The 25,685-nt window shown below is 38.5% G+C and carries 35 protein-coding genes and 2 pseudogenes; 34 read left to right on the top strand and 3 right to left on the bottom strand.

The genetic code is table 11. From position 1 onward, the window contains the following. Positions 1-141: 141 nt before the first annotated feature. From ACFPQ4_RS02610 to ACFPQ4_RS02545, 14 genes are all read left to right on the top strand, one after another. Complete coding sequence (locus ACFPQ4_RS02610) at positions 142-468, top strand: NUDIX hydrolase (RefSeq protein WP_378110172.1); 327 nt, start codon at positions 142-144, stop codon at positions 466-468. 360 nt (positions 469-828) lie between these two features. Further along, positions 829-1,446 (top strand): hypothetical protein, encoded by a 618-nt coding sequence (locus ACFPQ4_RS02605; RefSeq protein ID WP_378110171.1) that lies wholly within the window; start codon positions 829-831, stop codon positions 1,444-1,446. Positions 1,447-1,986: 540 nt separating this feature from the next. Then, complete coding sequence (locus ACFPQ4_RS02600) at positions 1,987-2,580, top strand: nucleotidyltransferase domain-containing protein (protein WP_378110170.1); 594 nt, start codon at positions 1,987-1,989, stop codon at positions 2,578-2,580. Between the two features lie 1,813 nt (positions 2,581-4,393). After that, a complete protein-coding gene (locus ACFPQ4_RS02595) occupies positions 4,394-4,840 on the top strand; it encodes a hypothetical protein (RefSeq protein ID WP_378110169.1) in 447 nt (148 codons plus the stop codon). Positions 4,841-5,161: 321 nt separating this feature from the next. Further along, the gene (locus ACFPQ4_RS02590; RefSeq protein WP_378110168.1) at positions 5,162-5,482 is read left to right on the top strand and encodes a hypothetical protein; all 321 of its coding nucleotides are present in this window, start codon (positions 5,162-5,164) and stop codon (positions 5,480-5,482) included. Positions 5,483-6,203: 721 nt separating this feature from the next. Continuing rightward, positions 6,204-6,710, top strand: a complete 507-nt coding sequence (locus ACFPQ4_RS02585; RefSeq protein WP_378110167.1) for a hypothetical protein — start codon at positions 6,204-6,206, stop codon at positions 6,708-6,710. Positions 6,711-7,351: 641 nt separating this feature from the next. After that, positions 7,352-7,540 (top strand): DUF4177 domain-containing protein, encoded by a 189-nt coding sequence (locus ACFPQ4_RS02580; protein ID WP_378110166.1) that lies wholly within the window; start codon positions 7,352-7,354, stop codon positions 7,538-7,540. Between the two features lie 254 nt (positions 7,541-7,794). Further along, positions 7,795-8,400 carry a hypothetical protein gene (locus ACFPQ4_RS02575; RefSeq protein ID WP_378110165.1) on the top strand — a complete coding sequence of 202 codons (606 nt, stop codon included), beginning with the start codon at positions 7,795-7,797 and terminating at the stop codon, positions 8,398-8,400. Positions 8,401-8,656: 256 nt separating this feature from the next. Further along, positions 8,657-9,112 (top strand): pentapeptide repeat-containing protein, encoded by a 456-nt coding sequence (locus tag ACFPQ4_RS02570; RefSeq protein ID WP_378110164.1) that lies wholly within the window; start codon positions 8,657-8,659, stop codon positions 9,110-9,112. Between the two features lie 176 nt (positions 9,113-9,288). Beyond that, positions 9,289-9,942 (top strand): chloramphenicol phosphotransferase CPT family protein, encoded by a 654-nt coding sequence (locus ACFPQ4_RS02565; protein ID WP_378110163.1) that lies wholly within the window; start codon positions 9,289-9,291, stop codon positions 9,940-9,942. A 239-nt stretch (positions 9,943-10,181) separates the two neighbouring features. Next, positions 10,182-10,643, top strand: coding sequence for a DUF2306 domain-containing protein (locus ACFPQ4_RS02560; RefSeq protein WP_378110162.1), 462 nt, complete (start codon positions 10,182-10,184; stop codon positions 10,641-10,643). Between the two features lie 297 nt (positions 10,644-10,940). Next, complete coding sequence (locus tag ACFPQ4_RS02555; protein ID WP_378110161.1) at positions 10,941-11,183, top strand: hypothetical protein; 243 nt, start codon at positions 10,941-10,943, stop codon at positions 11,181-11,183. Next, positions 11,184-11,564, top strand: a complete 381-nt coding sequence (locus ACFPQ4_RS02550; protein WP_378110160.1) for a retropepsin-like aspartic protease — start codon at positions 11,184-11,186, stop codon at positions 11,562-11,564. It abuts the gene before it with no gap. Positions 11,565-11,994: 430 nt separating this feature from the next. Further along, positions 11,995-12,219: a hypothetical protein gene (locus ACFPQ4_RS02545; RefSeq protein ID WP_378110159.1), complete on the top strand. Its 225-nt coding sequence runs from the start codon at positions 11,995-11,997 to the stop codon at positions 12,217-12,219. A 273-nt stretch (positions 12,220-12,492) separates the two neighbouring features. On the opposite strand, the gene ACFPQ4_RS02540 is transcribed toward ACFPQ4_RS02545, so the two are convergent. Together ACFPQ4_RS02540 and ACFPQ4_RS02535 are read right to left on the bottom strand one after the other, a co-directional pair. Then, complete coding sequence (locus ACFPQ4_RS02540; RefSeq protein ID WP_378110158.1) at positions 12,493-12,798, bottom strand: type II toxin-antitoxin system RelE/ParE family toxin; 306 nt, start codon at positions 12,796-12,798, stop codon at positions 12,493-12,495. After that, entirely contained in the window at positions 12,776-13,060 is a 285-nt protein-coding gene (locus ACFPQ4_RS02535) for a type II toxin-antitoxin system Phd/YefM family antitoxin (RefSeq protein ID WP_378110157.1), read from the bottom strand. Before ACFPQ4_RS02535 ends, ACFPQ4_RS02540 begins: the two co-directional genes overlap by 23 nt. A gap of 341 nt (positions 13,061-13,401) precedes the next feature. On the opposite strand from ACFPQ4_RS02535, the gene ACFPQ4_RS02530 reads away from it, so the two are divergent. From ACFPQ4_RS02530 to ACFPQ4_RS02480, 11 genes and pseudogenes are all read left to right on the top strand, one after another. Continuing rightward, positions 13,402-13,830 carry an Imm26 family immunity protein gene (locus ACFPQ4_RS02530; protein WP_378110156.1) on the top strand — a complete coding sequence of 143 codons (429 nt, stop codon included), beginning with the start codon at positions 13,402-13,404 and terminating at the stop codon, positions 13,828-13,830. A gap of 322 nt (positions 13,831-14,152) precedes the next feature. Next, entirely contained in the window at positions 14,153-14,494 is a 342-nt protein-coding gene (locus ACFPQ4_RS02525; protein WP_378110155.1) for a hypothetical protein, read from the top strand. Between the two features lie 314 nt (positions 14,495-14,808). Next, positions 14,809-15,207 (top strand): VOC family protein, encoded by a 399-nt coding sequence (locus ACFPQ4_RS02520; RefSeq protein WP_378110154.1) that lies wholly within the window; start codon positions 14,809-14,811, stop codon positions 15,205-15,207. Positions 15,208-15,674: 467 nt separating this feature from the next. Next, positions 15,675-15,968 carry a shikimate kinase gene (locus ACFPQ4_RS02515; RefSeq protein WP_378110153.1) on the top strand — a complete coding sequence of 98 codons (294 nt, stop codon included), beginning with the start codon at positions 15,675-15,677 and terminating at the stop codon, positions 15,966-15,968. 86 nt (positions 15,969-16,054) lie between these two features. Then, positions 16,055-16,183 carry a nucleoside/nucleotide kinase family protein gene (locus tag ACFPQ4_RS02510; protein ID WP_378110152.1) on the top strand — a complete coding sequence of 43 codons (129 nt, stop codon included), beginning with the start codon at positions 16,055-16,057 and terminating at the stop codon, positions 16,181-16,183. A 281-nt stretch (positions 16,184-16,464) separates the two neighbouring features. Continuing rightward, positions 16,465-16,815 (top strand): VOC family protein, encoded by a 351-nt coding sequence (locus tag ACFPQ4_RS02505; protein WP_378110151.1) that lies wholly within the window; start codon positions 16,465-16,467, stop codon positions 16,813-16,815. 203 nt (positions 16,816-17,018) lie between these two features. Then, positions 17,019-17,477 carry a hypothetical protein gene (locus tag ACFPQ4_RS02500; RefSeq protein ID WP_378110150.1) on the top strand — a complete coding sequence of 153 codons (459 nt, stop codon included), beginning with the start codon at positions 17,019-17,021 and terminating at the stop codon, positions 17,475-17,477. Positions 17,478-17,643: 166 nt separating this feature from the next. Further along, positions 17,644-17,808: pseudogene (locus ACFPQ4_RS02495) on the top strand (VOC family protein); the annotation flags it as partial. 295 nt (positions 17,809-18,103) lie between these two features. Further along, positions 18,104-18,511: a GNAT family N-acetyltransferase gene (locus ACFPQ4_RS02490; RefSeq protein WP_378110149.1), complete on the top strand. Its 408-nt coding sequence runs from the start codon at positions 18,104-18,106 to the stop codon at positions 18,509-18,511. 52 nt (positions 18,512-18,563) lie between these two features. Further along, positions 18,564-19,118, top strand: a complete 555-nt coding sequence (locus tag ACFPQ4_RS02485) for a GNAT family N-acetyltransferase (RefSeq protein WP_378110148.1) — start codon at positions 18,564-18,566, stop codon at positions 19,116-19,118. Position 19,119: 1 nt separating this feature from the next. After that, on the top strand, positions 19,120-19,743 hold the full coding sequence (locus tag ACFPQ4_RS02480; protein WP_378110147.1) for a GyrI-like domain-containing protein: 624 nt from the start codon (positions 19,120-19,122) through the stop codon (positions 19,741-19,743). Positions 19,744-19,844: 101 nt separating this feature from the next. Here the strand turns inward: ACFPQ4_RS02480 and ACFPQ4_RS02475 are convergent, their stop codons facing one another. Continuing rightward, complete coding sequence (locus ACFPQ4_RS02475) at positions 19,845-20,183, bottom strand: DUF898 family protein (RefSeq protein ID WP_378110146.1); 339 nt, start codon at positions 20,181-20,183, stop codon at positions 19,845-19,847. Between the two features lie 346 nt (positions 20,184-20,529). Between ACFPQ4_RS02475 and ACFPQ4_RS02470 the strand changes: the two genes are divergently transcribed. The 9 genes and pseudogenes from ACFPQ4_RS02470 to ACFPQ4_RS02430 all read left to right on the top strand — a co-directional run bounded on the left by ACFPQ4_RS02470 (position 20,530) and on the right by ACFPQ4_RS02430 (position 25,514). Beyond that, positions 20,530-20,955 (top strand): NUDIX hydrolase, encoded by a 426-nt coding sequence (locus ACFPQ4_RS02470; protein ID WP_378110144.1) that lies wholly within the window; start codon positions 20,530-20,532, stop codon positions 20,953-20,955. 25 nt (positions 20,956-20,980) lie between these two features. Further along, positions 20,981-21,541 carry an AAA family ATPase gene (locus ACFPQ4_RS02465; RefSeq protein ID WP_378110143.1) on the top strand — a complete coding sequence of 187 codons (561 nt, stop codon included), beginning with the start codon at positions 20,981-20,983 and terminating at the stop codon, positions 21,539-21,541. 34 nt (positions 21,542-21,575) lie between these two features. Next, positions 21,576-21,920 (top strand): hypothetical protein, encoded by a 345-nt coding sequence (locus ACFPQ4_RS02460; RefSeq protein ID WP_378110141.1) that lies wholly within the window; start codon positions 21,576-21,578, stop codon positions 21,918-21,920. 21 nt (positions 21,921-21,941) lie between these two features. Continuing rightward, a complete protein-coding gene (locus ACFPQ4_RS02455) occupies positions 21,942-22,469 on the top strand; it encodes a hypothetical protein (protein WP_378110140.1) in 528 nt (175 codons plus the stop codon). 653 nt (positions 22,470-23,122) lie between these two features. Continuing rightward, entirely contained in the window at positions 23,123-23,281 is a 159-nt protein-coding gene (locus tag ACFPQ4_RS02450) for a hypothetical protein (protein WP_378110138.1), read from the top strand. 158 nt (positions 23,282-23,439) lie between these two features. Continuing rightward, positions 23,440-24,006 (top strand): GNAT family N-acetyltransferase, encoded by a 567-nt coding sequence (locus ACFPQ4_RS02445; RefSeq protein ID WP_378110137.1) that lies wholly within the window; start codon positions 23,440-23,442, stop codon positions 24,004-24,006. Beyond that, complete coding sequence (locus tag ACFPQ4_RS02440) at positions 24,003-24,569, top strand: methyltransferase domain-containing protein (protein WP_378110136.1); 567 nt, start codon at positions 24,003-24,005, stop codon at positions 24,567-24,569. Before ACFPQ4_RS02445 ends, ACFPQ4_RS02440 begins: the two co-directional genes overlap by 4 nt. Then, a pseudogene (locus ACFPQ4_RS02435) lies at positions 24,532-24,953 on the top strand (VOC family protein). Before ACFPQ4_RS02440 ends, ACFPQ4_RS02435 begins: the two are co-directional and overlap by 38 nt. A 30-nt stretch (positions 24,954-24,983) precedes the next feature. Beyond that, positions 24,984-25,514: a GNAT family N-acetyltransferase gene (locus ACFPQ4_RS02430; protein ID WP_378110135.1), complete on the top strand. Its 531-nt coding sequence runs from the start codon at positions 24,984-24,986 to the stop codon at positions 25,512-25,514. Positions 25,515-25,685: the final 171 nt, after the last annotated feature.

Raw genomic sequence — 25,685 nt, 5'->3', positions numbered from 1 at the left:
TAACCGCATCGCGGCCGCCCCGTTGGGGCTTAAGGTGGTGGGACGTCGTGAATACAACAACGTTATCCGAAATTAATGTAAGGCGTCATAATTAAATAAAGCAACTCAGGTTCTTAAATCAAAATAGTAAGGAGAAATATAATGTCATCCAAATTAATTGGCGCAGCTTCAATTATTATTGATTTAGAAGAAAGAATACTATTAGTTAAACATAGTTATGGAAGATATAATTGGGATCTCCCTGGAGGAAAAGCAGAATCAAATGAGTCTGCAGAAGAGACAGCAATTAGAGAAGCATTAGAAGAAATTGGAGTGCGAATTTCTGTCAGTGAAATAACAGGAATCTATTATGATCCAACATATGATATGCATCACTTTGTATTTCTCTCTCAAATAGATGGAGATATGAAGCCGACTCCAAGTTCGCCAGAGATATTAGAATGTGGATATTTCAATATTAATGAATAGCCTAAACCTATGAGTGACTTTACATATAATCGTATTCATGACGCTTTGAATAATTCTAAGAAACAAATTCAAATAATTGAACCAAGAAGGTGGATCGAATAAAGTAAATCATTTTTGATTGTAATTCAATGAAGACATGAACTTCGGATAACACCATATTCACGCATCGGGCCATTCGGCCCTCGGTCCGGTTCGAAGAGGCATTTCAGTAGCGAGGAAGTGGGAGCGGCCGGACACATCCGCACCGACTAAGCGCATCGCGCCCGGTGACTTCGTCACCTTAAGTCGGTGGGACGTCGTGAATACAACAACGTTAGCTGAAATTCCTTGAAGAGCTTTAATAAGAGAGGAACTACATTAATGACTTGGAATCAAGCACTTAAGACTTTTTGCGATCTCTACTCAGAATCTGAATTAACGAATAAGTGGATTATCGTCGGTTCTGTTGGTTCAGTATTACAACAAGCCATTATGACACCAAACGATTTAGATATATATGTGCGGAATGTTGAAGATGTTTCTCAAATAGCAGTCCTTTTAAGGCAATTCAATTTAAGGACTAAATCTGACCGTTCATATTTTGATTCAGAATGGTTTTCATCAGATGAAGAACCTTTCTTTACTCAATCATTTCCTTCTGGGTTTACATGGACTAAAGGTAAATGGAAGATTCATGATTTTCACTTTGAAGTCGTACAGATCTCAAACTCTGCGGGGATACCTGATTCAGACACAGGTGAAGGGATATGGGAAGGTGGCAAACATATTTGGGAGTTAAGCAAGTATATTGAATTTGAAACCCATTTGGTACCAGTGGTTCCTTTAGAGATTCAGCTTGAATCAAATATTAGAAGGAACAGGCAGGATCGAGTTGATGCCATCATGAAAGCACTATTATCAAACGGTTATGACAAAGAGTTATTAAGGAAAGCATTATCAACTTCAAATTTTGAGCAACTTAAAGATCTAATTCAGTGAATCGACGATGTCAAGGAACTTAAGCTAACACCGTATTCACGCATCGGGCATTCGCCCTCGGTCCTGCACGAAGTAAGAAGTGGATTCAGAGAGGCATTTCAGCAGCAGGGAAGCAATATCAGCCGGACACACCCGCACCACCTAACCGCATCGCGGCCGCCCCGTTGGGGCTTAAGGTGGAGGGACGTCGTGAATACAAGAACGTTAGCTGAAATCTCTCTTGCTGCGAAGAGTAAAGAACATATTAGGGTTGTAGATGTACGAGATTCATATGAGCAAGAATGTGATAGTTAAGGTGCAAAATGATACTACGTAAAAACCGATTCGAAGAAGTAGAGAGACATCAGCTAACATAGGATTCACGCTTCGGGGGACAAGCCCCCTTCGGTCCGCACACATTCGTGCGGACACACCTGCACCACCTAACCGCATCGCGGCTGCCCTTCGGGCTTAAGGTGGTGGGACGTCGTGAATACAACAACGTTATAAGAAATTACCGCAAGAGCTCAAGTTCATAAGAGCGAGGTGATTGTCATTGAAGTGCAAGAACTCGTAAACATTGAGTTGTTAATGAAATCATTTAATAAACCTTGGTATATAGCTGGTGGATGGACATTCGATCTCGCTGCCAATGAAATCACCAGGACTCATAAGGACATGGATATTTGTATTTTCAGAGAAGAGATCCCTTTTGCGATTCCATATTTTCATGAGTGGGATATACAAGTTGCGATTCCTGGGGAACATCGATTAGTACCGTACAAGACGATGAGCGATCTAGATCCTCCAAGATATTGTTTGCATTTGTTTAAAGAGAATGAGTTTCTAGAAATCTTAGTGACGGAACGAAATGAAGATGAAGTGATATTTAGAAAGAACAGAAAAATCAAAATGCAAATGAGTGAATTTAGTAAAGGAAATCAAAGACCCTATGTAAATCCAGCTTGGCAATTACTCTTTAAGAGTCTAAGTACAAGAGAAGAAGATGAACATGATTTTAAGATTTATATGGATCGAGTAGATGACGATCGTTCAAAGAAATGGTTGTTGCAAAGCATAATTGAGGCGAATGGAAACAAGAACTGGATAAGGATACTTGAGAGCCATTTCGAAGAAGGCGGGAACATCTTATAACACCATATTCACGCTTCGGGGCATTCGCCCCTCGGTCCGGCACGAAGTTAGAAGAGGATTCGGAGAGGCATTTCAGTAGCAGGGAAGTAGAGTCAGCCGGACACATCCCACCACCTAACCGCATCGCGGCCGCCCTTCGGGCTTAAGGTGGTAGGACGTCGTGAATACAACAACGTTAGACGAAATTCTCTGTAAGAGCGTCCATAAGATCAATAAAGAACAGAATAATAACAAACAAAGTAGTCGCGAGATACACCGGTGGAGAATTATACTTCGGAGTCGCGGCTTCTTTTTTATGTGGAATTAAAGTGCGTCACTAGAAAGACTGGGTTATAATTCCAATAAGAAGGAAGTAGAAAGATAAGAACCAGAACAGAAGAAGAACAAAGACAGAAGAAGAACAAAGACAGAAGAAGAACAAAGACAGAAGAAGAACAAAGACAGAAGAAGAACAAGGACAGAAGAACAAAGACAGAAGAACAAAGACAGAAGAACAAAGACAGAAGAACAAAGACAGAAGAAGAACAAAGACAGATGAAGAACAAGTTCAATGGCGCGGTTGGTAGTATTTCAAGAAGCAGAGAACTTCGTCTAACACCATATTCACGCTTCGGGCCATTCGGCCCTCGGTCCGGCAGAAGTTAGAAGTGGATTCGGTGGAGCATTTCAGCAGCAGGGAAGCATAATCAGCCGGACACATCCCACCACCTAACCGCATCGCGGACGCCCTTTGGGCTTAAGGTGGTAGGACGTCGTGAATACAACATCGTTAGCTGAAATCTCTCTTGCTCTGGAGGTTAAATGATATATTAGGGTTGAAGTGAATCGAGATCCATCGGCGACGGATGATACTTTAAAGTGCAGCATGATACTACGTCAAAACTGATTCGAAGAAGTAGAGAGACATCAGCTAACATGGGATTCACGCTTCGGGGGACAAGCCCCCTTCGGTCCGGCAGGAGTTGAAGTTGATTCGATGAGTATTTCAGTTACATGGAAGTATATTCAGCCGGACACACCCGCACCGACTAAGCGCATCGCGCTCGGCGACATTCGTCGCCTTAAGTCGGTGGGGCGTCGTGAATCCCTGGACGTTATGCGACATAATGGCTACGTTTCAAAGCCTTAACCCAGCACTTCGTGAATCAGGGATTCACGAAATACTGGGCCATCCAATACCGGTTTAAAGGCATTTGAATTTTGAACTTGAAATGAAAGAGAAATAGTTCTTAACAATATGAAGAATATCCTATAATATGGAAACAACAGAACAACCTCTCGGTAGAAAGGTTGTCCTTCTTTTATTAGGGGTTTGGTGAAGGGGAAGCTCGCTTCAACAGCGCCAAACCCCTAATAAAAGAATAATGGGCGAGGCGAGAGGCTGTCAAAGTCGAAAATCGGTTGAATATGGTTGTTCTGATGATAGAGGAGAGGATATTCTTCATTTCGCCAAAAAGAACGTATGTTCTCTAATTATTTCAAGGAATCAAAATTAAAATAACAACCGGCACTGGATGGAAGGCTTTGAAAGTTCGAAGGGAATCAATAGGATGAAGGATTTGTGGGTAACGCTTCGACCGCCATTACATCGCATAACATAGAATTCCCGCGGCGGGATTGCTGGAAAACGCCATCCCTTGGTCCGGCAGAAGTCAGAAGTAGCTCGAAGAGGCATTTCAGCATCCAGGAAGTAAACTCAGCCGGACACATCGACCCCCCTAAGATAGGAGCTATCTAAGGGGGATCGACGTCGGGAATTCACGTACGTTATATGAAATTTGTGAAATGCAATTTAGTGATTAGGAGTAATTCTATGAAGAAGAAAAGTACTTATATCATAATTGCACTCTTAGTTCTTTTAATAATACTTAGTGTGGGATTATTAAAAGTACAAAATCAAAAAATACAACTTCAAGATTCTATTGATTCAACTTTTAAGGCGCAGCTTAGTAATGCCCTAAGCAATTTTAGTGTGGAGGTCAATGACTATACATATCGATCGATGGTGTCGAGTGTTTACAATGCAGCTATTTTATCAGAGCTTACCTCTTACGAAGAAATTAATGATAGTTTAGACATTAGCTTGTATAACTTATTTATTTCTTTAAGAGAAGATAAGTCTAAGAGTCTAGTCCTATCAAAGATTGATGAAATAAGAAAGATATTTTTTGAACTGGTACAGGATCCAACAGATAAGAAAACAACAGACCAAATATCACAAATTGTATCTGATACCTTCTTTAACAATGCAGCAGAATAATGGTGTATGCAAAGTCAAGGAAGACACATCCTTCATATAACACCATATTCACGCATCGGGGCGACGTTGTCGCCCCTCGGCCCGGCAGAGGTCTGATGTGAATTCGATGAGGAATTTCAGTATGCGAGGAAGTTGAATCAGCCGGACACATCCGCACCGACTAAGCGCATCGCGCCCGGCGACTTCGTCGCCTTAAGTCGGTGGGACGTCGTGAATACAAAAACGTTAAGCGAAACCCCTGGAAATCTAATAAATACAAAAAACCTGTTCTCATTGCGAATAGCAACAAAAGATCCTCAAACTCTTTAAAGAGGTGTTCAAATGGCATATATTCAACTAAATATTCCAAGGCATTTTAGATACGTAAACCAAGTCAAAGACTTTATTCAAAAGACGATTCAACCCGAGCAGATCATAGACGACAGATCCTATTTGGGTGGACTCGAAGATATCGGAGGAGAACTATTTTGGTTTGTCAAGAATGGCGTTACGGTCAAGTATGATTGGATGGAGGAATGGGATCGAAACAGTCCCAATGGAACCCATTCAATATTAACCGAGGAAAATACGGAAGAAGCTGAATTGTTTGTTCGCGAAATTTCAGAAAAAATCATTAGATATTTTAATGAATCAAAAATCTAGAATTATGACTGTTGGGGTTATTCAAAAATACTTATGAAAATTGAATTTAGAAGAACATATTGGAAGTAATTCGAGATGTCAGGGGCATCGCTTAACACCATATTCACGCATCGGTACGACTTCGTCGCCCCTCGGTCCGGCAGTAGCTCGAAGTATTTCAATGAGGCATTTCAGTATACGAGGAAGTTAGATCAGCCGGACACATCCGCACCGACTAACTGCGCAAGCGCAGCCTGCTCCTGGCGGAGCCTTAAGTCGGTGGGACGTCGTGAATACAACAACGTTAGCTGAAATCTCTCTTGCTCCGAAGGTTTAAAGATCATATTAGGTTTTAGAGAATCGAGATCCATCGGCGACGGATGATACTTTAAAGTGCAGCATGATACTACGTCAAAACTGATTCGAAGAAGTAGAGAGACATCAGCTAACATGGGATTCACGCTTTGGGGGACAAGCCCCCTTCGGTCCGGCAGAAGTTGAAGTTGATTCGGTGAGTATTTCAGTTGCATGGAAGCAAATTCAGCCGGACACACCCGCACCGACTAAGCGCATCGCGCCCGGCGACATTCGTCGCCTTAAGTCGGTGGGGCGTCGTGAATCCCTGGACGTTAGCTGAAATTCGTCAAAAACATCGGCCATCCTTGGCCTCATTAAATAAAAGATAAATATGTGTTCAAATTGATTGTTATTGTAATAGTTAAGATAAAGGAGATGCACGAGAATGAGTCTATTACGAAATATTATTTTAATATTATTACTTATCTTTATTTTCACTTCATGTAAAGATGCAACTAAAATGAAAGAGGTTAGTCAAATCTATATTTATCACAGTAGTGAAGGGATGCGTGATACTGAATTTTATATAGATTTTGTAGAAAGAATGTTTTATAAGTATCGTAATAATAATATAGAAAGAGATAGTTCTCTCAAAAATGATGGGTATGATAATGTTATTAATCTTTCAGAAAAAAAGATTCAAGATTTTTTAAAGAAAGCAAATAAATATGGATTCTTAGATTGGAAAGAAAAATATATAGATAACCAGATATCAGATGGACATCAATGGGGGATAATTATTACATATAGTAGTGGAAAAAAATACGAGATTGAAGGATCGAATAAATATCCATCCACATGGGATGATATGTATAGTGAATTCGAAAAACTTACAGGAACAAACATATTATTATTAAGAAGTGATTGGATTAAAGAACAAAGTCAACAGTGAATTGAAGGGGCTGACTCAATAGGGGTAGAGACTTAAAATTATCTTTATTTTTATATACAAGGTAATGAGATTATAAGGAAATCTACTATGTAACTCAAGAAGCGACGAACTTCAGCTAACACCATATTCACGCATCGGGGCATTCGCCCCTCGGTCCGGCAGAAGTTAGAAGAAGAATCGAGGATGGATTTTCATTAGCGAGGAAGCGGAATCAGCCGGACACATCCGCACCGACTAAGCGCATCGCGCCCGGCCACTTCGTGGCCTTAAGTCGGTGGGACGTCGTGAATACAACAACGTTATACGACATACCTGAAGAACATTTAAGAAAGAGGTGTATGACCATTTTTTCTAATGCTTCCATACAAATAATTAATATAGTTCTCTTTGGGATATTGATATTCTTAATCTATAGATTTAGTAAGAAGAAGAGAAATAAATAAGCGTTGTACCTTCAAGACTTGAGTAGGGGTTCAGCAGGAGAAATACTGTACGAAGAGAAATATCCGTCAATGACAGTTCAGAAATGAATTTAAAAGTAAAACTAATCAAAACTCTTCAACCCTGATTAGCAACCCGGGTGAGAACTGCAAGAAGAAATAGTGGCTAAGGTGAATTTATGAGGGGATAGGTGGTACTTAATGTATGAATACATATTTGTTGAAACTTCACTTGGCGGATTTTTTACTTCTGCGACACATCAAGAAACGATACAAAAGTATGCGCAAGAAGGTTGGCGATTAGTTCAAGTCCTTCCTACGCACTACAATGGTCAAGGAAAACCTACCGATTACGAAATAATATTTGAAAGACAAATTAGTACTGACTGAATATGATTTTTCTAGTAAATCAGGAAGCCAGGTACGTCGTATAACACCATATTCACGCATCGGGCATTCGCCCTCGGTCCGGCAAGAAGTTAGAAGTGAATTCGAAGAGGCATTTCAGTTGCAGGGAAGCAGAATCAGCCGGACACACCCGCACCACCTAACCGCATCGCGGCCGTCCCTTCGGGACTTAAGGTGGTGGGGCGTCGTGAATACAACTACGTTATGTGAAACACCCGAAAGCGAGGTTAATAAACATGAGTTGGTTACAAGGTGGACCATTCCTCGAAGTAAGTCTATTAACAGAGGAAGTTGACATCAGAAATCTAATCAATTTAGTTTCTCTTCATAAGTGTGTAAATATTCTTGAAGAGAATATTGAAGAAAAAATAAACTTGTTTAATACAGGGTATTTGTATGATGATGAGGATTCAAATTCTCATAAGATACATACAATCAGTTTAAATATTTTTGTTGAATTGCTTGGCAAGAGAAAATCGCTTTTATTAATTCATAGAGTAGCTGAGAAGACTCTTTTATTGGATTTTTGTTTTTATGGAAGTGAATATGATGCCCTTGAATGGGGGCAACAAGGAATACGAGAGAGCGAATATCATCATTTCGTAAGCTTCTTTTCTGATGTGCTTAAATACTTTCAGGGAATTGCTGGGACTGTAGCAATTGAGGCAGATATTTTAGGACTTATTTCTGAGACTCAAACATGGCCTAATATCGTATTCAATTATAAAAATATCAATTCAACAGAGATTTTCAAGCAAGGAGAACAACATAAGAATTACATAGCCGTTGGAGTAAATTCTGAAGAAGAAATACATATACAAAGTTTTGAGAGTAACTCTTAGAAGTCGGGTGCATCACATAACACCATATTCACGCATCGGGCCATTCGGCCCTCGGTCCGGCACGAAGTTAGAAGTGGATTCGGAGAGGCATTTCAGTTTCGGGGAAGAGGAATCAGCCAGACACATCCGCACCATCTAACCGCATCGCGGCCGCCCTTCGGGCTTAAGGTGGTGGGACGTCGTGAATACAACAACGTTATATGAAATCAGCCGAAACCATTATTAAAAACCCATATAACATGAAGGGATGATTGACATGGAAATTACAGAGAAGAAAGTAATTGATTCGAAGAATGGATTAGAATTACAAGACTTAAGAGATCAGAGAATACATATGGCTACTTTTAAGGGATCGGATTTTAACGGAATAGATATGAGGGAAACTAAATTTGCTGATACTAACTTTGTAAGTTCCAAATGGGAACATATTTACTTTTCTAATTTGCAAATAAACATGATTCAGATGGGTGGAACGGTATTTGAGAATATTATTCGGCCTAAAGCTGAGATAAGTCGATTAGATGGAGAACCTGGAACAGATGAATGGGTCAATGTAGAGCCAGTGAGATTTAAGAACAGTGATTTATCTACAGCGGTTTTCGAGTCATGTAAGCTTAATAATGTTGAAATTAACAATTGTGATATCGAAGGATTAACAATTAATGGAGTTTTGATTAAAGATCTATTAGAAAACTACAAGAATAAGAACTAATTGAAGGTATTTCGAGGAAGCGGCTGACATCATATAACACCGTGTTCCCACTTCGGGGCTTACGCCCCTTGGTCTGCAAGAGGGATTTCGAGGAAGCATATTCAGCAGACACACCTGCACCGCCCAAGTCCGCAAGCGGACCCGGCTCCTATGGAGCCTTAGGACGGTGGGACGTCGTGAATACAACAACGTTATCTGAAAGATACGCAAACATATTTAGTGAGGTGATATCAATGGAGCAAGGAATTATTGTCTTTCTTAATGGAACTTCAAGTTCTGGTAAGACTAGTATTTCAACTCAATTAATAAACCAGGACAAACAAAAATTCTATCATTTATCTGTTGATGAATTTATAAAAGGGATCTTCGAGTTTTTAGACGCAAAATATCCAGATATAAATCCTTCAACTAAAGAAGATGAACAAAAAGCATTTCAAATTCTATTAGATCCAATAATTTCAATGTTTTACTCATCAATTAAAGCTTTTTCGGCTATAGGTATGAACGTAGTAGTCGATACGGTATTGGACAATGAATATTGGTTTAACGCTTGTCTGGATTTATTTAAAGGTCATTCAATACTGTATGTTGGTGTGCAATGCTCACTACAAGAGTTACAAAGAAGAGAGCAACTGCGGGGAGATAGGCATATCGGTCTAGCACAATCACAGTACAATAAAGTGCACTCGTATGGTGAATATGATATTGAGCTGAACACTGAAGAGATGAGACCAGATGAATGTGCAAACAAAATCATTGAATTTATACAATCTAAGAATGAGTTTGCTGCCTTTAAGGAATTAACAAAGAGAACTTCAAGTATTTCATAGGGGGCGTATCCTTCAGATAACACCATATTCACGCATCGGGCATTCGCCCTCGGTCCGGCACGAAGTTAGAAGAGGAATCGGAGAGGCATTTCAGTTTCGGGGAAGTAGGAGCAGCCGGACACATCCGCACCGACTAAGCGCATCGCGCCCGGCGACATTCGTCGCCTTAAGTCGGTGGGACGTCGTGAATACAAGAACGTTATGTGCAATTGCAGTAAATAAACTAAAGGGCGGAGATCATGACAACTTTCAACTTCTTCTTAGTAATCCATATCATTTCAGGACTAATTTGTTTAATAACCGGTGGAATATCAATTGCCTCCCGAAAAAGAAAGGGGATGCATACATTATTTGGAGAAATCTATCACGCTTTTTTTGTGCTGATATTTATCTCATCAACTATAATGTCAATAATGCATTGGGCTGAAAGTGCTTATTTACTGTTTATAGGCATATTTTCATATGCGCTTGCTTTGTATGGATATTTATCAAGAAAAAGAAGATGGAAGAATTGGATAGCGAAACATATTGGTGGAATGTTAGGTTCCTACATCGCTATTATCACAGCTATACTTGTCGTGAATGGAAGGCATATACCAATAATAAATGAATTACCGATAATAATGGTTTGGTTTATCCCGACAATAATAGGAACTCCTTTAATAATAATGGTGACTAACAAATTCACTCAAAAAAGATGAAAGATAATGATTTGTGAGAAAACCGAAGATGTCTGCAACAGCACATAACACCATATTCACGCATCGGGCATTCGCCCTCGGTCCGGCATGAAGTTAGAAGTTGAATCGAAGAGGCATTTCAATAGCAAGCAAGCGGAATCAGCCGGACACATCCCACCACCTAACCGCATCGCGGCCGCCCTTCGGGCTTAAGGTGGTAGGACGTCGTGAATACAATGACGTTATGTGAAATTCTATCTAAGGCATATTAATTCAAGAAATGATACAATTAAATAAAAACGTTTGGAGGAATCAAACGTGAAATGGAAAGAAGTTCAAAATATTTATCCGAATCAATTTGTGAAATTTGAAATTCTACATTCAGTTGAGCAGGATAACCAGGAGTTTATCGATGAAATTGCCGTAATTGGACCAGTCAAAGATGAAGATGCCACTCGAGAATTATTAAATAGCAAGAACAAAACACTTGTTTACCATACCTCAAAAGAACAAATTGTTTTGAAGATCCGAAAGATTATTGGTTTAAGGAGAAAGCTTTAGATGAAGATTGAGTATAGGGATGGTCTCCTTATCACAGAAATCACTATTCAATTCAACGGACGAAAGAAAGTAGTCAAGAATGTAGTAATAGATACTGGAGCAAGCCACACATTAATATCACAAGATGAAGTTGATGATATTGGAATACAAGTAACATTAGAGGACGATATTATTACTAGTTTCGGAATTGGCGGGGAAGAACATGCATTTATAAAAACCGTCCAATTAGTCGAAGTTGGAGATTTCACTTTAGAAAACGTAGAACTAGATTTTACATCCTTCCAATATCATAATATTAACGGATTGCTTGGACTTGATATTTTACTATCTGGGAATTTCAACATAGATTTATACAGCCTGAGATTACAACGTCTGCAATGAGTATTGCAGATTTTTTTATGGGCTTTTCGAGGAAGAGATAGAACTTCACCTAACACCATATTCACGCATCGGGCATTCGCCCTCGGTCCGGCAAAAGTTAGAAGTGGATTCGGAGAGCTATCTCAGCAGCAGGGAAGTAGAATCAGCTGGACACATCCCACCACCTAACCGCATCGCGGCCGCCTTTTCGGGCTTAAGGTGGTGGGACGTCGTGAATACAACAACGTTATCGGAAATCCACGAAGTGCCTTAAAGACATCAATAAGGAAACGTTAATTCAACGAAGCCAGGTCTAGGAACCTGATTTCGTTGTTTTTGTTTTAAGTGAACATTAAGAGAAATTGTTAAAGCCAAAACACATAAAATGGGTTAATATACCATTTAAGAGCCGCGAGAATTTGTTTCTCAATTGGTGGAAGGAGTAATCACTGTGTGGAAGTTTCGAGGAAGTTGTTCTGACGATACATTCTTAATAGATGATATTGATATTTTTAAACATAAATGGATTAATACAAAAGAAACGGTCAAGGTAAAGGATCCATTATATAATCAGACCTTTAATTTCTCAATTTGGAATGTGATAGTAGATGAAAGAACAATAGAGTTTGCAGCTGGGGAATTTTCAAATAATGTATTCGGAATTTATACCAAATGAAATGAAGAACCAAATCACATAACACATAAAAGCAAGTCATTAAAGTTTGGGTTGAGTATTTCAAGAAGATGTGGACATCCGATAACACCATATTCACGCATCGGGCCATTCGGCACTCGGTCCGCCCGAGGCATTTCTAGGACGTGAATTCAGGCGGACACACCCGCACCGGCTAACTGCGCAAGCGCAGCCGGACCCTCCGGGTCCTTAAGCAGGTGGGGCGTCGTGAATACAACAACGTAAGGCGAAATCCGGAGCAATACTTATTAAGAGCTAAAGCAAGAAGTCATATTTACGCTTTGCATGAAGAACTCTGCGGATTTCTATAAAATCATTTTGAACAACATAGAACACAAGATAACTTTGAACGACTAGCATTCTATAATTGAGAAGTTGCAGCCTAGAATCATTAGGAATAGGACCGCTTAATGGAAAGTAAGCAAGAATTGAAATGGCTTCATCAAATTGATTAAGAAGATTTAAGGCAGCTGGGGGATTATCCAAGGAGACATACTCAATGATATCTGTAATATCCTGTTCAGCGGATGGCAGATATTTAATTGGAAGTTTTTTCTCCATTGATGCGGCTCCTTAATTTACTCATGAGATCAAAATGTTCGATACGCTGCACTAACGGATCTGAACTTTCCTTTTCGGCTACTGCCAATTTTTGGTACAATTCGATTACAGCCTGTTGTTTTTCATAAAGAGCATGGCTCATGACAACCAGATCCTCATGACCATTTTTCGTAATAAATACAGGTTCACCCTCTGTATGACAAACCTCAGAAATATAATTAAAGTTATTCCGAAGATCAGAGATCGGTTTAATTATTGGCAAAGCCATCACCTCTTTAAGAATTTATCCCACACTAATAATTTTATCATAATAATGATATTTTAAACACTGGAAAGAATGAATATTGTGGTTGACACAATGGACATCGCCTAACACATATTCACGCATCGGGCATTCGCCCTTGGTCCGGCAGGAGTTAGGAGTCGATTCGAGGAGGCAACTTCAGTAGCGAGGAAGTTGGATCAGCCGGACATATCCGCACCGACTATGCGCATTGCGCCCGGTCACTTCGTGACCTTAAGTCGGTGGGACGTCGTGAATACAAGAACGTTATCAGATATCACATGAAAGAAACTGAAATACGAAACCAAAGGGGATCTTAAATGAAAGAAATAAAAAGGAAAAGAATAAAGATTGGTGATGTTATATCAATTCCATTGCCAACTGGTAAATTTGCTTTTGGAAGAATATATGGTGATGCCTCAATTGCAATATATAAAGATATTGGTAATTCATTAAGTGATTTGCCAATGAATGAAGAGTACCAATTTATTGTAGGGATCTATAAATATGCATTGAAAACTGCAGGATGGATAATTGTAGATCATCGCGAATTTGATAACGAAGAAGATAAATGGCCTCCACCAACCAAGATAATAAATCAAATCTCAGGAGAGTATTCTATTTACTACAAAGGAGAAATTAAGCCATCTAGTTTTGATGATTGTAAAGACTTAGAAACAGCTGCAGTTTGGGCAGACAATCATATAATAGATAGAATTATGGGAATCAATACTTGGCATAAGGAATAACTGCAAACAATATCGATTGTTTATTCAAGATGTCATGTGACTTCTGTTAACACCATATTCACGCATCGGGCATTCGCCCTCGGTCCGGCACGAGTCAGAAGTGGATTCGTGGAGGCATTTCAGCAGCATGGAATTCAGCCGGACACATCCGCACCGACTAAGCGCATCGCGCCCGGCGACATTTGTCGCCTTAAGTCGGTGGGACGTCGTGAATACAACAACGTTAAGCGAAACCCCTGGAACGGAGATAAATAAACAACAAATACTCATCATTGCATTTAAGAACTAATAAAGATTTCAATTCTTTTTAAGAGGTGTTCGAATGTTATATTTTGAACTAAATATTTCAAGACATTATCGTTACGTCAAATCAGTAAAAGATTTTATTCAAGAGACAATAAAACCGGAGCAAATTATTGCCGACGGGCCTTACAATGGCGGATTAAGCAATATAGGAGGAGAGTTATTTTGGTTTGTTAAAGACGGCGTCACGGTGAAGTATGATTGGCAAGAGGAATGTGACCTAAATAATCCCAATGGAACGCATTCGATTTCGACCGAGGATAAATCGGAAGTATCCATATTGTTAGTTCGCAAGATTGCAGAAAAAATCATATATCATTTCAAAGAAACTGATAAAAAAGATGCTCAGCCTGATGGCTAATTAAAGAAATATAAAGATGCATTTTAAAGATCAGAATTGAAGAGTAATTTGAAAGTATTTCGAGAGGTCAGGGGCATCGCTTAACACCATATTCACGCATCGGGACGACTCCGTCGCCCGTCGGTCCGGTGGATGCTCGATGTGATCGAGTAGGTATTTCAGTATACGAAGAAGCGGATTCAGCCGGACACATCCGCACCAACTAACCGCATCGCGGCCGCCCTTCGGGCTTAAGGTGGTGAGGCGTCGTGAATCCCCGGACGTTATGTGAAATTACAGCAATTGATTATAAATCTAAATGGAGGTTGATCAAGATGTATAGTAAAGAATTTCTCGAAAGAATGGATTATATTCAGATTTCAGTAACAAATTTAGAACAATCAATTAAATGGTATTGTGAAAACTTTGGGTTTAAACAAGACTTTAAAAACGATGACTTATCAGTATTATTTCCGCCAAATGATTTTCCACCGGTGGGATTGCCAACTCTTCTTCTCAATAATGCTGGGAGAAATCCAAATTGGTTTGTTGATAATAAAGGCAATAAGCACGCAATGCATGGGTTACATACAAAGAAAATCAATGAGTTATTCGAATATTGCCAAGAGAAAAAGATTGAATGTTCTAAAGTAATGGATGAAGGATTTGCATATTTTATGGAGTTATATGATCCAGACAACAATATGTTTTCAATAATAGAATTAAAGAAATAAGAAGAAATATGAATGTATGTAATTCATGGATGGCTGTAACTTCACATAACACCATATTCACGCTTCGGGCATTCACCCTCGGTCCGGCACGAAGTTAGAAGTGGTATCGGAGAGGCATCTCAGTAGCATGGAAGCAAATTCAGCCGTACACATCCGCACCGACTAAGCGCATCGCGCCCGGTGACTTCGTCACCTTAAGTCGGTGGGACGTCGTGAATACAACAACGTTATCAGAAAGTCGGGTAAATCCGTAATTATTGGAGAGATAAGATGAACATTCTCATAGCACAACCAGATTCGGTGAAGCTAGTTCAGCCGGACACATCCCACCACCTAACCGCATCGCGGCCGCCCTTCGGGCTTAAGGTGGTGGGACGTCGTGAATACAACAACGTTATGTGAAAGCCCCGGAATATCGTTTTAAATGCGATATATAGATTCATTGATAGAACCAAAGGAGAAATTGAGTGAATATAATTCTAATTGGAATGCCGACTGCAGGAAAGAGCACAGTAGGCGCAATCTTGGCCAAGGTCAAAGGCTATGAGTTTGTAGATAGCGATCTAGTAATACAAATAGAAGAAAAACGTCTCTTAAAGGATATTATTGAACAGGAAGGTATAGAGGGGTTCGTTGCGATTGAAAACCAAGTTAATGCATCTTTAGATATTGAACACTCCATAGTCGCTACGGGAGGAAGTGTAGTTTATGGAAGAGAAGCGATGGAGCATCTAAGGAATATTGGTACAGTTATTATTTGAAACTAAGTTTTGATACGATCCAAAGACGTCTGGAAGATGTAAGTCAAAGAGGAGTTGTTCTAAGATAGAATCAAACTCTAGATCATTTGTATAAAGAGAGATGTCCGTTGTATGAATTCTATGCTGACATAATCATTGACGGAGAGGATCTTGAGATTGAGGAAGTAGTAAATGAGATTTTAAATCAACTACATAGTAAGAAACATAGCACTTGAAAGCAGAAGCTTCGTAGCCGGGGTCTTTACTTAACACCATATTCACGTTTCGGGCCATTCGCCCTTGGCCAGGCACGAAGTTAGAAGTGGATTCGAAGAGGCTTTTCAGAAGCAGGGAAGTACAACCAGCCGGACACACCTGCACCAACAAACCGCATCACGGCCGCCCTTTTGGGGCTACTTAAGGTGTTGGGACGTCGTGAATACTAGAACGTTATCGGTAATCCCAGAAGTGCTGCTTAAAGTATCAACAATATTCTAATATGAATGGAGATTGAACAATGCAATCATTAGCAACTCCTTTTAATGGCGGTGTACCTGCAGTTTTCGTACATGTGAAAGATCTTGTTAAATCAGTTCAATGGTATTCTCATTTATTAGGCACTGAACAACCAGAGAGTATTAGAAAAGATATACATATTTTTCAATTGGCTAATGGAGCCAATATTTTTTTAATGCAGGCAGAAACACCGAAACCAAGTGAACAAGTATTATTTAGTCTTCCAGCTCCAGACCTTGAAAAAGCCAAAGCATTTTTTGAATTAACAGACATTGAATATTCAAACATTGACCATGAAGTAATTCATTTTAAAGATCTTGATGGAAACATAATAATGGCATGCAGCATTTAGTAACTCGATGAAGACTGGGACATCCGATGACCACATATTCACGCATCGGGTCGACTCCGTCGCCCCTCGGTCCGGCAGCAGCTCGAAGTATTTCGAAGAGGCATTTCAGCAGCGATGAAGTAGAATCAACCGGCCAGCTGCACCGATTAAGCGCATCGCGCCCGGCAGCTTCGCTGGATATTTTTTAAGGAGTGGATTAATTCTTGAAACAGTACTTTTACATATTTGTTATTATACTGGTTTTTATTGTAATAACAGGATGTGAAATTGAACGAGATGAAATTAAAAATGAAATAAACAATATTAACTCTATAAGTAACTTAAGTGAGTCAGAGCATGAGGATGATTGGATTAACCTGTTTATGGGGAGATGGATTTCTCAGACCGAGCAAGATATTTTTCTAGAGTTACAGGACGGAGTTGAAAAAACTGGGGTGATTGAAGGTGATTTATTTTCAAGTGCTGAGTTCACGATTTCAGATGTTAATAAAGAAGAACAATATATTATTATCCATGGATTTAGTGTTGAGATGCCGTATGAGGAAGAAGAACCCCAAAAAGAAGAGTATACAAGTAAATTGCAGTTACTAAATAATGGTCAAGAACTGTTATACATATACGATTATTTGAGGACGAAAAACGAAAGCAAATGGAAGCGTTAGATCATTCGATGAAGTGTGTGGCACTATCCACATTTTCCTGCACTATGACTTCTTATTGTTGTCAATAATTATTACAAAGCATTATTTTTAGAAAGAAATAAAAATGTTGATTTGAATATTATTGAAGTTGATTAGGTTGTAAATTCGTACACGAGGAGATAAAACTATCACAAAAAACAAATTACTAAGAATGGACAATGTCGGGATTGTTGTAGAATCCCTTGATGACGCAATCTCTTTCTTCGAGGAGATTGGCTTGAACTTCGAAGGGCGAGCCACTGTCGAAGGTGAATGGGCTTGTCGCGTAACCGGACTAGGTTCTCAGTGTGTGGGACGTCGTGAATACAACGTTAACTGAAATCTCCAAGAGCGCGAGAACGTTCAAAGACCAACTAAATAACAAAATCTCATCAATTCAATGAGTCGCGTGTTAGCCCCGAGGATTTATTTACTTGGGTACAGCGGCTCTATTTTATGCGGAATTAAAGTGCGAGTCTAGAATTTCTGGGTTATAATTCCATTAAAGAATAGGATACGGTTTCTCCTCTCCTATGAAGATCCAACTAAATACAGAGAAGTCAGTTCAAAGTAACTAGAATTTATATATTTCATGGAGGTTAAAATTCATGAAGATAGATTATGCAACTGAAGCTGATTATGAATATATTGTTGAATGTGATAGACATATTTTAAAAAGTCTAGTTCTATCTAAGATACATAATAATGAAATATATATTATAAGGAATCAAGTAAATCAGAATATTGGTTGGATGAGATATGGGTATTTTTGGGACAATACACCATTCATGAATATGATATGGATTGATGAAGGATATAGGAATTCTGGTATAGGGAAGACGGTTGTTTTATTCTGGGAAGATTTGATGAAACTAAGAGGCTTTAAACTTGTAATGACTTCGACACTAGCAAACGAAGAAGCGCAGCATTTTTATAGGAAATTAGGTTATATAGATTCAGGTTGTTTATTGTTAGAAGGAGAGCCATTAGAGATTATTCTAACAAAGAAAATCTGATGAGAGTTTCGAATGGATCGAAGAGCACAATACCAATTAAGGAGCCAACAACATGATACTCTTTCAAACACATGATATAAGTGTCAGGAAGTTGGAAGCGCAAGATGCACAATTACTTGTAAAGTGGCTCTCTAATCCTGATGTACTAACTTACTATGAGGGTCGAGATCGCCCCCATGATTTACAACTAGTTATAGAACATTTTTATGAAGACAGAGGCGAAATTACACAATGTATCGTGCAGTACAAATCTAATGATATTGGTTACATTCAGTTCTTTGAAATTGATGAAGAAGAGATAGAAGTATATGAATATAAGAACTTTAAAGGCAAGATTTATGGAATGGATCAATTCATAGGTGAAACGACTTTTTGGAATAAAGGGATTGGATCGCTGCTCATTAGAGAGAGTGTTAGGTACCTAATTAATCATAGAGGAGCCCAAAAAGTCGTAATGGATCCTCAATCTTGGAATACAAGAGCTCTTAGAGTGTATGAGAAAAATGGATTTATAAAAAAGAAGTACTTAGAGAAACACGAATGGCATGAAGGGGAGTACAGGGATTGCTGGCTAATAGAATACGAAGTTGAAATGAGGAGAAATTAAATTGAGCAAAAAGATAGATTATAAGAAAGATTTTAAACAACTTTATATGCCAAAAATATTACCGGAAATTGTGGAAGTGCCGAGCATTTCGTTTATTATGGTCAGTGGTTCAGGGAATCCTAACGGTGAGGATTTTGCGAAGGCGACAGAGGCAATATACAGTGTGAGTTATGCGGTGAAGATGTCATACAAGGCTGACGACGTGCCAACCGGATATTATGAATATACTGTTTTTCCGCTTGAAGGCGTATGGGACTTGCTTGATCGAACAAAACCTGCGACAGACAAAAACAATTACAAGTATACAATTATGATACGCCAACCAGATTTTTTGACTGAGAAATTGTTCGAACGATTTCTGGAACAGTCGAAGAGGAAAAGGCCAAATCCTTTCCTTGAGAAAGTCCGTTATGAAACAGTTGCAGATGAATTGAGTTGTCAAATGATGCATATTGGTAGTTTTGAAAGTGAGCCGGAAAGTTTTGCGCGAATGGAGGAGTTCTGTTCGGAACATGGATTTATCCGAGCAAGCAAAATTCATCGAGAAATCTATTTGTCTGATCCTCGAAAGACTGAACCAGAAAAATTAAGAACGGTTTTAAGATTCCAAGTAAAAAAGCTTTGATAGACTGTAAGTTAGATTTGAGAAATAAAACAACGTGATCTGAAACTGTTGAAATACAATAAAATCAAAAATCCCCGTTCCCGGGGACAAGTAGATAATATTTATTCAAAGGTCGTATGTTTGACTTTCCACTTTTCAAGAGCAATAAATAACCAAAAACTATAAATTCCAATTGTAATGATGCAAAGAAGCAGCCATTTAATCCAGTTGCCGAAGAGCCCCACTGCAGAACCATGGAATTTAAGTCTACGACCATCAATAACCGTATGATTTATTTTCCATCCATAGATCATACATAGTGCCCAAGGATAACATATCCCTAAAGTTAAAACTGTTACAATAAATCCTAGAATCGACCAACCGATATAAGATAGTAATCCACCATCGAAGTGAGATTTACCCCCACCAAACTGAACGTTTTGAACTGCTACAGGTTCCAAACGCCTAACCACCTCTCAACAAAATGAGTTTCTCAACATTATTTCTACAAGCTTAGTTATTATCCTCCACAGGTATAGTTACAACTGATGTATATAACTATGGATGGTTATATACCAATGATGATTTCACTCAGTTTACCATTGCATTATTTAATAATGGGGATCCTAGAACATGGTCACCATCAAATGGATTTATGATAACAGCCCCAGCAAAGGATAAAGTAGAGGCTCTGAATATTTCTAAGAAGTTAATGGATAAGTTTAATGTCATTAAATAATGTGACAAATGACAATGTCGGTTGATTCGAATATGACATTGACATCCGATAACAAAAGGAGCAAAATGATGAATCCTCCGAAACATATCGTTTCTGCAGCTGCAATTGTAGTAAATGATAATAACGAATTGTTACTCATTAAAGGACCACGAAGAGGCTGGGAGATGCCAGGAGGACAGGTAGAAATAGGAGAATCTTTAAGCCAGGCAGCTATAAGAGAAACAAAAGAAGAATCAGGAATAGACATAGAAATCGTCAAGTTTTGTGGAATTTTTCAGAACATAGGCATTTCAATTTGCAATACTCTATTTCTAGCGCGACCTATAGGTGGAGAGTTAATTCAGACATCAGAGAGCTTGGATTCTGGCTTCTTTCCAATTGAAGAAGCATTAGAGATGGTTACATGGAAAAATTTCAGAGAAAGAATAGAGTATTGTTTAAGAGATGAAGCTCAACCATTTTGCATTGAGTTTAGCGACGAGAAGAACATTTGAAGGCAACATTAGATGGGGGTAAGCAATGAAGTTCATTATCATATTTGGCCCACAAGCAGTTGGAAAGATGACTGTAGGACAAAGCTTATCTGCTCAAACGAATTACAAGTTATTTCATAACCATATGTCAATTGATTTTGTATCTCAATTCTTTGATTATGGAACTCCATCAGGGAAGCGTTTAGTTAGTTTGATTCGCCAAGAATTATTTGAAGAAGTTTCGAAGAGTGAACTAGAAGGACTGATATTTACGTTTGTATGGGGATTCGATCTTAAATCTGATTGGGATTATATTGAACAAATCTCAGAGATTTTTGAATCAAAAGGAGGTACTGTTTATCTAGTTGAGTTAGAAGCAGACTACGAAGAGAGGCTAGCGCGAAATAGAACAGAAAATAGGCTTCTACATAAACCCACTAAAAGAAATATAGAAAAATCAGAAAGGGATCTAATGAATACTAATCAAAAGCATCGTTTAAATTCATATCCTGGAGAAATAACAAAGAAAAATTATATAAGAATAAATAACACATTTATGAATCCGGACGATGTAGCTAAGACGATAATAAACGAATTTAAGTTATAGATCTGAATTCAGTGCAGAATGGAAGTGCCGAACCATGACGAGACTATTTACAAAGCTCGTAATTTTACTTCAGATAGTATCGTTCCTTCTCATTGTTGGATGTAAGGCAGACATTCAGGACAAAGACTTTGTTTATACTGTTGCTATTAGCGGTTACTTGTTCGGACTAAGTGATGAAGACATACCAGCAAAAGATATTGACGCACGAATTTACTCGGATGAAATAATCTTATGTAAGTACAGCGAATGTCCCTCGCCAGATGGACAGGTGTTTTATACACTTCATAGCGCTGCGATTTATGAAGCCATTGCAAGAGAGGTCGAAGTGAATGATGGAAAGAAGATATATAAAAAATGTATTAAAATAAGAAAAGTCTAAAGGGAAAAAGATGGTGATTACTTGGATGATGAGATTTTAAGAGCTAAGAGATTGTTTACTTCGTTTGATGGCAGCACTTTCAATATGTTTCGTGAAGGTCGATTAGAAGAATACAAGCAATATAACATCTCTAAGGAATTAGAAATGAATTGGTTTAATGAATTGATAGACCAATGCTCTAAGGAGCTATCAATTAAAGATTGGCACGCAGTGTATCGCTTAGACTCAATTGCATCTAATTATCAAGATGTTAGGATTCTTAAGAATGTCTTGTCATTTGCTTCACGAAATATTATGAGTTCAGATAGCATTGTAAAACTTATGTATGCAGAAGGGATTATTGAGATCATCAATAAAACCAAAAAACTCATTTCTGATGACCTTAGAATTGAAGCATATAAGACGACGTTCCTGATTCTTGAAGACATAATCAAAAAACCGCTAGTTATTGATCCTGGACATGAACTAGAAAATTACAACATTAAAGATAAGAAAACATTAAACGATCGGGCAAAAAGAAGTATAGAAAAGATTAAGAATGATTTTTAATGATTCAAGAAGCGGAACTTTTTTTCAAAGTACCCCCTCAATTTCCCAACGGCTTTCGAATTATTTAATTAATAGAAGCCGAAGGAGCGGAACTTATGTCTAATCCTATTACTAAATACCAATACATAAGTGAACTTGAGTATATTAACCTGCAAGCATCTTTTAGATCCAAAGTCAGAGAGAACGAAAGACTGAGTGCCGAAGTCCAACGATTATATAATCTTATCAATCAGTTAAACGAAGATGTAGTTGCTGCAAATAACGAGGCGAATAATTATCGTGATATGTATCTGTCGCTTAGGGAAGGTAAGTACTTACTGATTCCTAAGTGAATGTTCCAAAACGAAATTAAATAAATGATGATAACTGCCTTTGAATGGATTACAATTCCATTTAAGGGCTTTATTTATTGGCCGAATAGGTCCCACCAACCGAATCGTGGCCGCTGTTCGGGCATAAGTTGGTAAGACGTCGTGAATGCAACAACGTTATCTGATGCCGGCTAAGAGCTGTTTTTTTCCAATCGCACTAAATAGGAGGAATCCAATCTTGATGAATAAAATATCCCCTAGCAGGAAAGTCAATTAAATTAACGAATACATAAGTGGAACATTCGTTACTACGTTTAAGTTATACGAAAAGGAGCGATAAACATGGAAACGTTGTACGTTGTGAAAGACGGAAAGATTATGCAATATGATGGTCAGACCAAAGAAAAAAGTTTATTAAACGAAGCTGCTGTTATCGAATCCTATGGGCGTAAGGCGATTGAGGATATCAATCGTTTCGGTGTTTATAATATTAAAAAGTAATAGGTTGCAATATGTCCCAAAAGACTGAAAGCCTTCTTTTCACTATTACCGCCTAATCATTAGGCGGTTTTTCATTTTTTAAGGGGACAGAATTACAATAAATGGTTTATAATTCCAATAAGTGCGGGCTTAAAAACATTACCAAAGGAATGAAGATCATGGATCTCGGCGAACTGTTTAATCGCTTTCCGATTTTTGAAACAGAACGATTAGTTCTAAGAAGATTAAACTTGGAAGATGCTCCCGATTACTTTGAATTTGCATCGAATCCATTAGTTACAGCTTATACCTGGTGGGACTATCACCAATCGTTAGAAGAATCAGTTCAATATATAAAACAAATAAATGAAAAGTATAACAACCATGCGGCTTTTCATTGGGGAATAGTTATTAAAGAAAAGAACAAAATCATCGGTAGAACTGGATTTGTAAGTATAGATAAGTACCATGAACGAGTAGAGATTGGATTTGCGCTCTCCAGCGATTATTGGAACATGGGGATTGTTACGGAAGCAACAAAACCTCTAATTGGATATGGCTTTGACGTATTAGAACTAAATCGAATAGAAGCACGTTGTAATACAGAAAACCGAGGATCTGAGAGAGTAATGATTAAATTAGGAATGAAATTTGAAGGGATATTTAGAGAGCAGTTGAAAGTAAATGGGAAATATACTGACCAGAAGATATATTCAATTCTCAGGAAGGAATACATTACAAATTGAGCAAAAGCAAAGGTGGTAGAACAATTATGGATCCCAATAATGTTCGTATGAGAGAGTTTATTTATTCTCTGATTACTATCAATCCCAAATTGACTATTTTGGATCTTGGCTGCGGGCAGGGATATGACTTGTTCCGAATCTCTCAGCTCATGGATAATGAAAGCAAGCTATTTGGAATGGATACTAATCAGAAGTCTATCATTAAAGCTAATGAAAATTATGGCCAAGACACAAGAATGAACTTCATCCATCACAACTTTGGTCAAAATATTCCGTTTGATGAAAATAGTTTCGACTTGGTTTTTTCAAATAATGTGTTGGAATGCATTGCGGATAAACAGCATCTTCTCAGAGAAGTACATCGCGTATTGAAACCAGAAGGACAAGTGATCTTTGCACATTTTGATTGGGATTCACAGTTAATAGATGGCGACAATAAGGAACTAATAAGAACAATTACCCAGACTTTCAATGACTGTGGGAGCGAAATCATAGAAGACTGGTACTTCCGAAGGAGTAGAGCTAATGCAACAATCAATTATTCATATTGCTTTGGTTGTTAGGGATTATGATGAGGCGATAGAATTTTATACAAAGAAGCTTCATTTTGAACTAATTGAAGACACCTACCAACCAGAACAGGATAAGAGGTGGGTCGTCATTTCGCCTCCAGGTTCTATAGGGACAACGATACTACTTGCAAGAGCATCAAAATCAGAGCAGGAAGCTTTTATTGGTAATCAATCTGGCGGGCGTGTGTTTTTATTTCTTAACACCGACGATTTTTGGAGGGATTATAACGATATGACCTCTAATGGAATCGAATTTGTTAGAGAACCCCTAGAACAATCATATGGAATAGTTGCCGTGTTTAAGGATCTATACGGAATCAATGGGATCTACTGCAGTTGAAAGAAGACCATCCGATAATGAGACGAAACAAATAGATGCAGGGCAAAACTTTGGAGGGCCATTACATGATGATCACTTATCAGACCTTGCAGCGAGACCAGGTTAATAAATTACTTGAAATCGACAGATCAGAATATATAGATTTTATCTACGAATTAAGAAATCAGCACCTGATGGAAGTTCAGTCTGGCCATGAATGCCCAACCTGGACAGAAGAAATGATGGGAGAAATTCAACAACGATTTCTATATGAGATGGACAATGGCGGTATGGCTATAGGGGCATTTGATGGACAGATGTTAATTGGATTTGGAGTTCTTGCACATAAATTCAGAGGAAAAGATCTAAACAAACTCCAAGTGGACTTGATGTATGTTTCGAGAAATTATAGAAGGCAAGGCATAGGAACTCGAATCTTTAACTTGCTGAGTGAAGAAGCAAGAATAAGAGGGGCTAAATCTCTCTATATCTCTTCAACTGAAACTAGATCAGCAGTTTTTTTCTATAAAAGCAATGGAAGTAAATTAACATCTGAAATTGACGATGAATTATTCAATAAAGAGCCTAAAGATATTCATATGGTAGTTGATCTTTGAATTCCATGTTCTTGGGGAGAGGAGAGTCAAAAAAGAGTTTCCTCTGTCTGGCTGTACCCAGGAGGCGCGGTGCTGTTAAATAAATGATGATATATGCCATTGAATGGATTACAATTCCATTTAAGGGCTGTTTTTATATCTGGACAAACCCGGTAAATGGCAACATAAATC

Source organism: Cohnella yongneupensis (assembly GCF_042655785.1).
Classification (GTDB): Bacteria; Bacillota; Bacilli; order Paenibacillales; family Paenibacillaceae; genus Cohnella; species Cohnella yongneupensis.
This window is presented reverse-complemented; position numbering and strand designations above follow the sequence as displayed.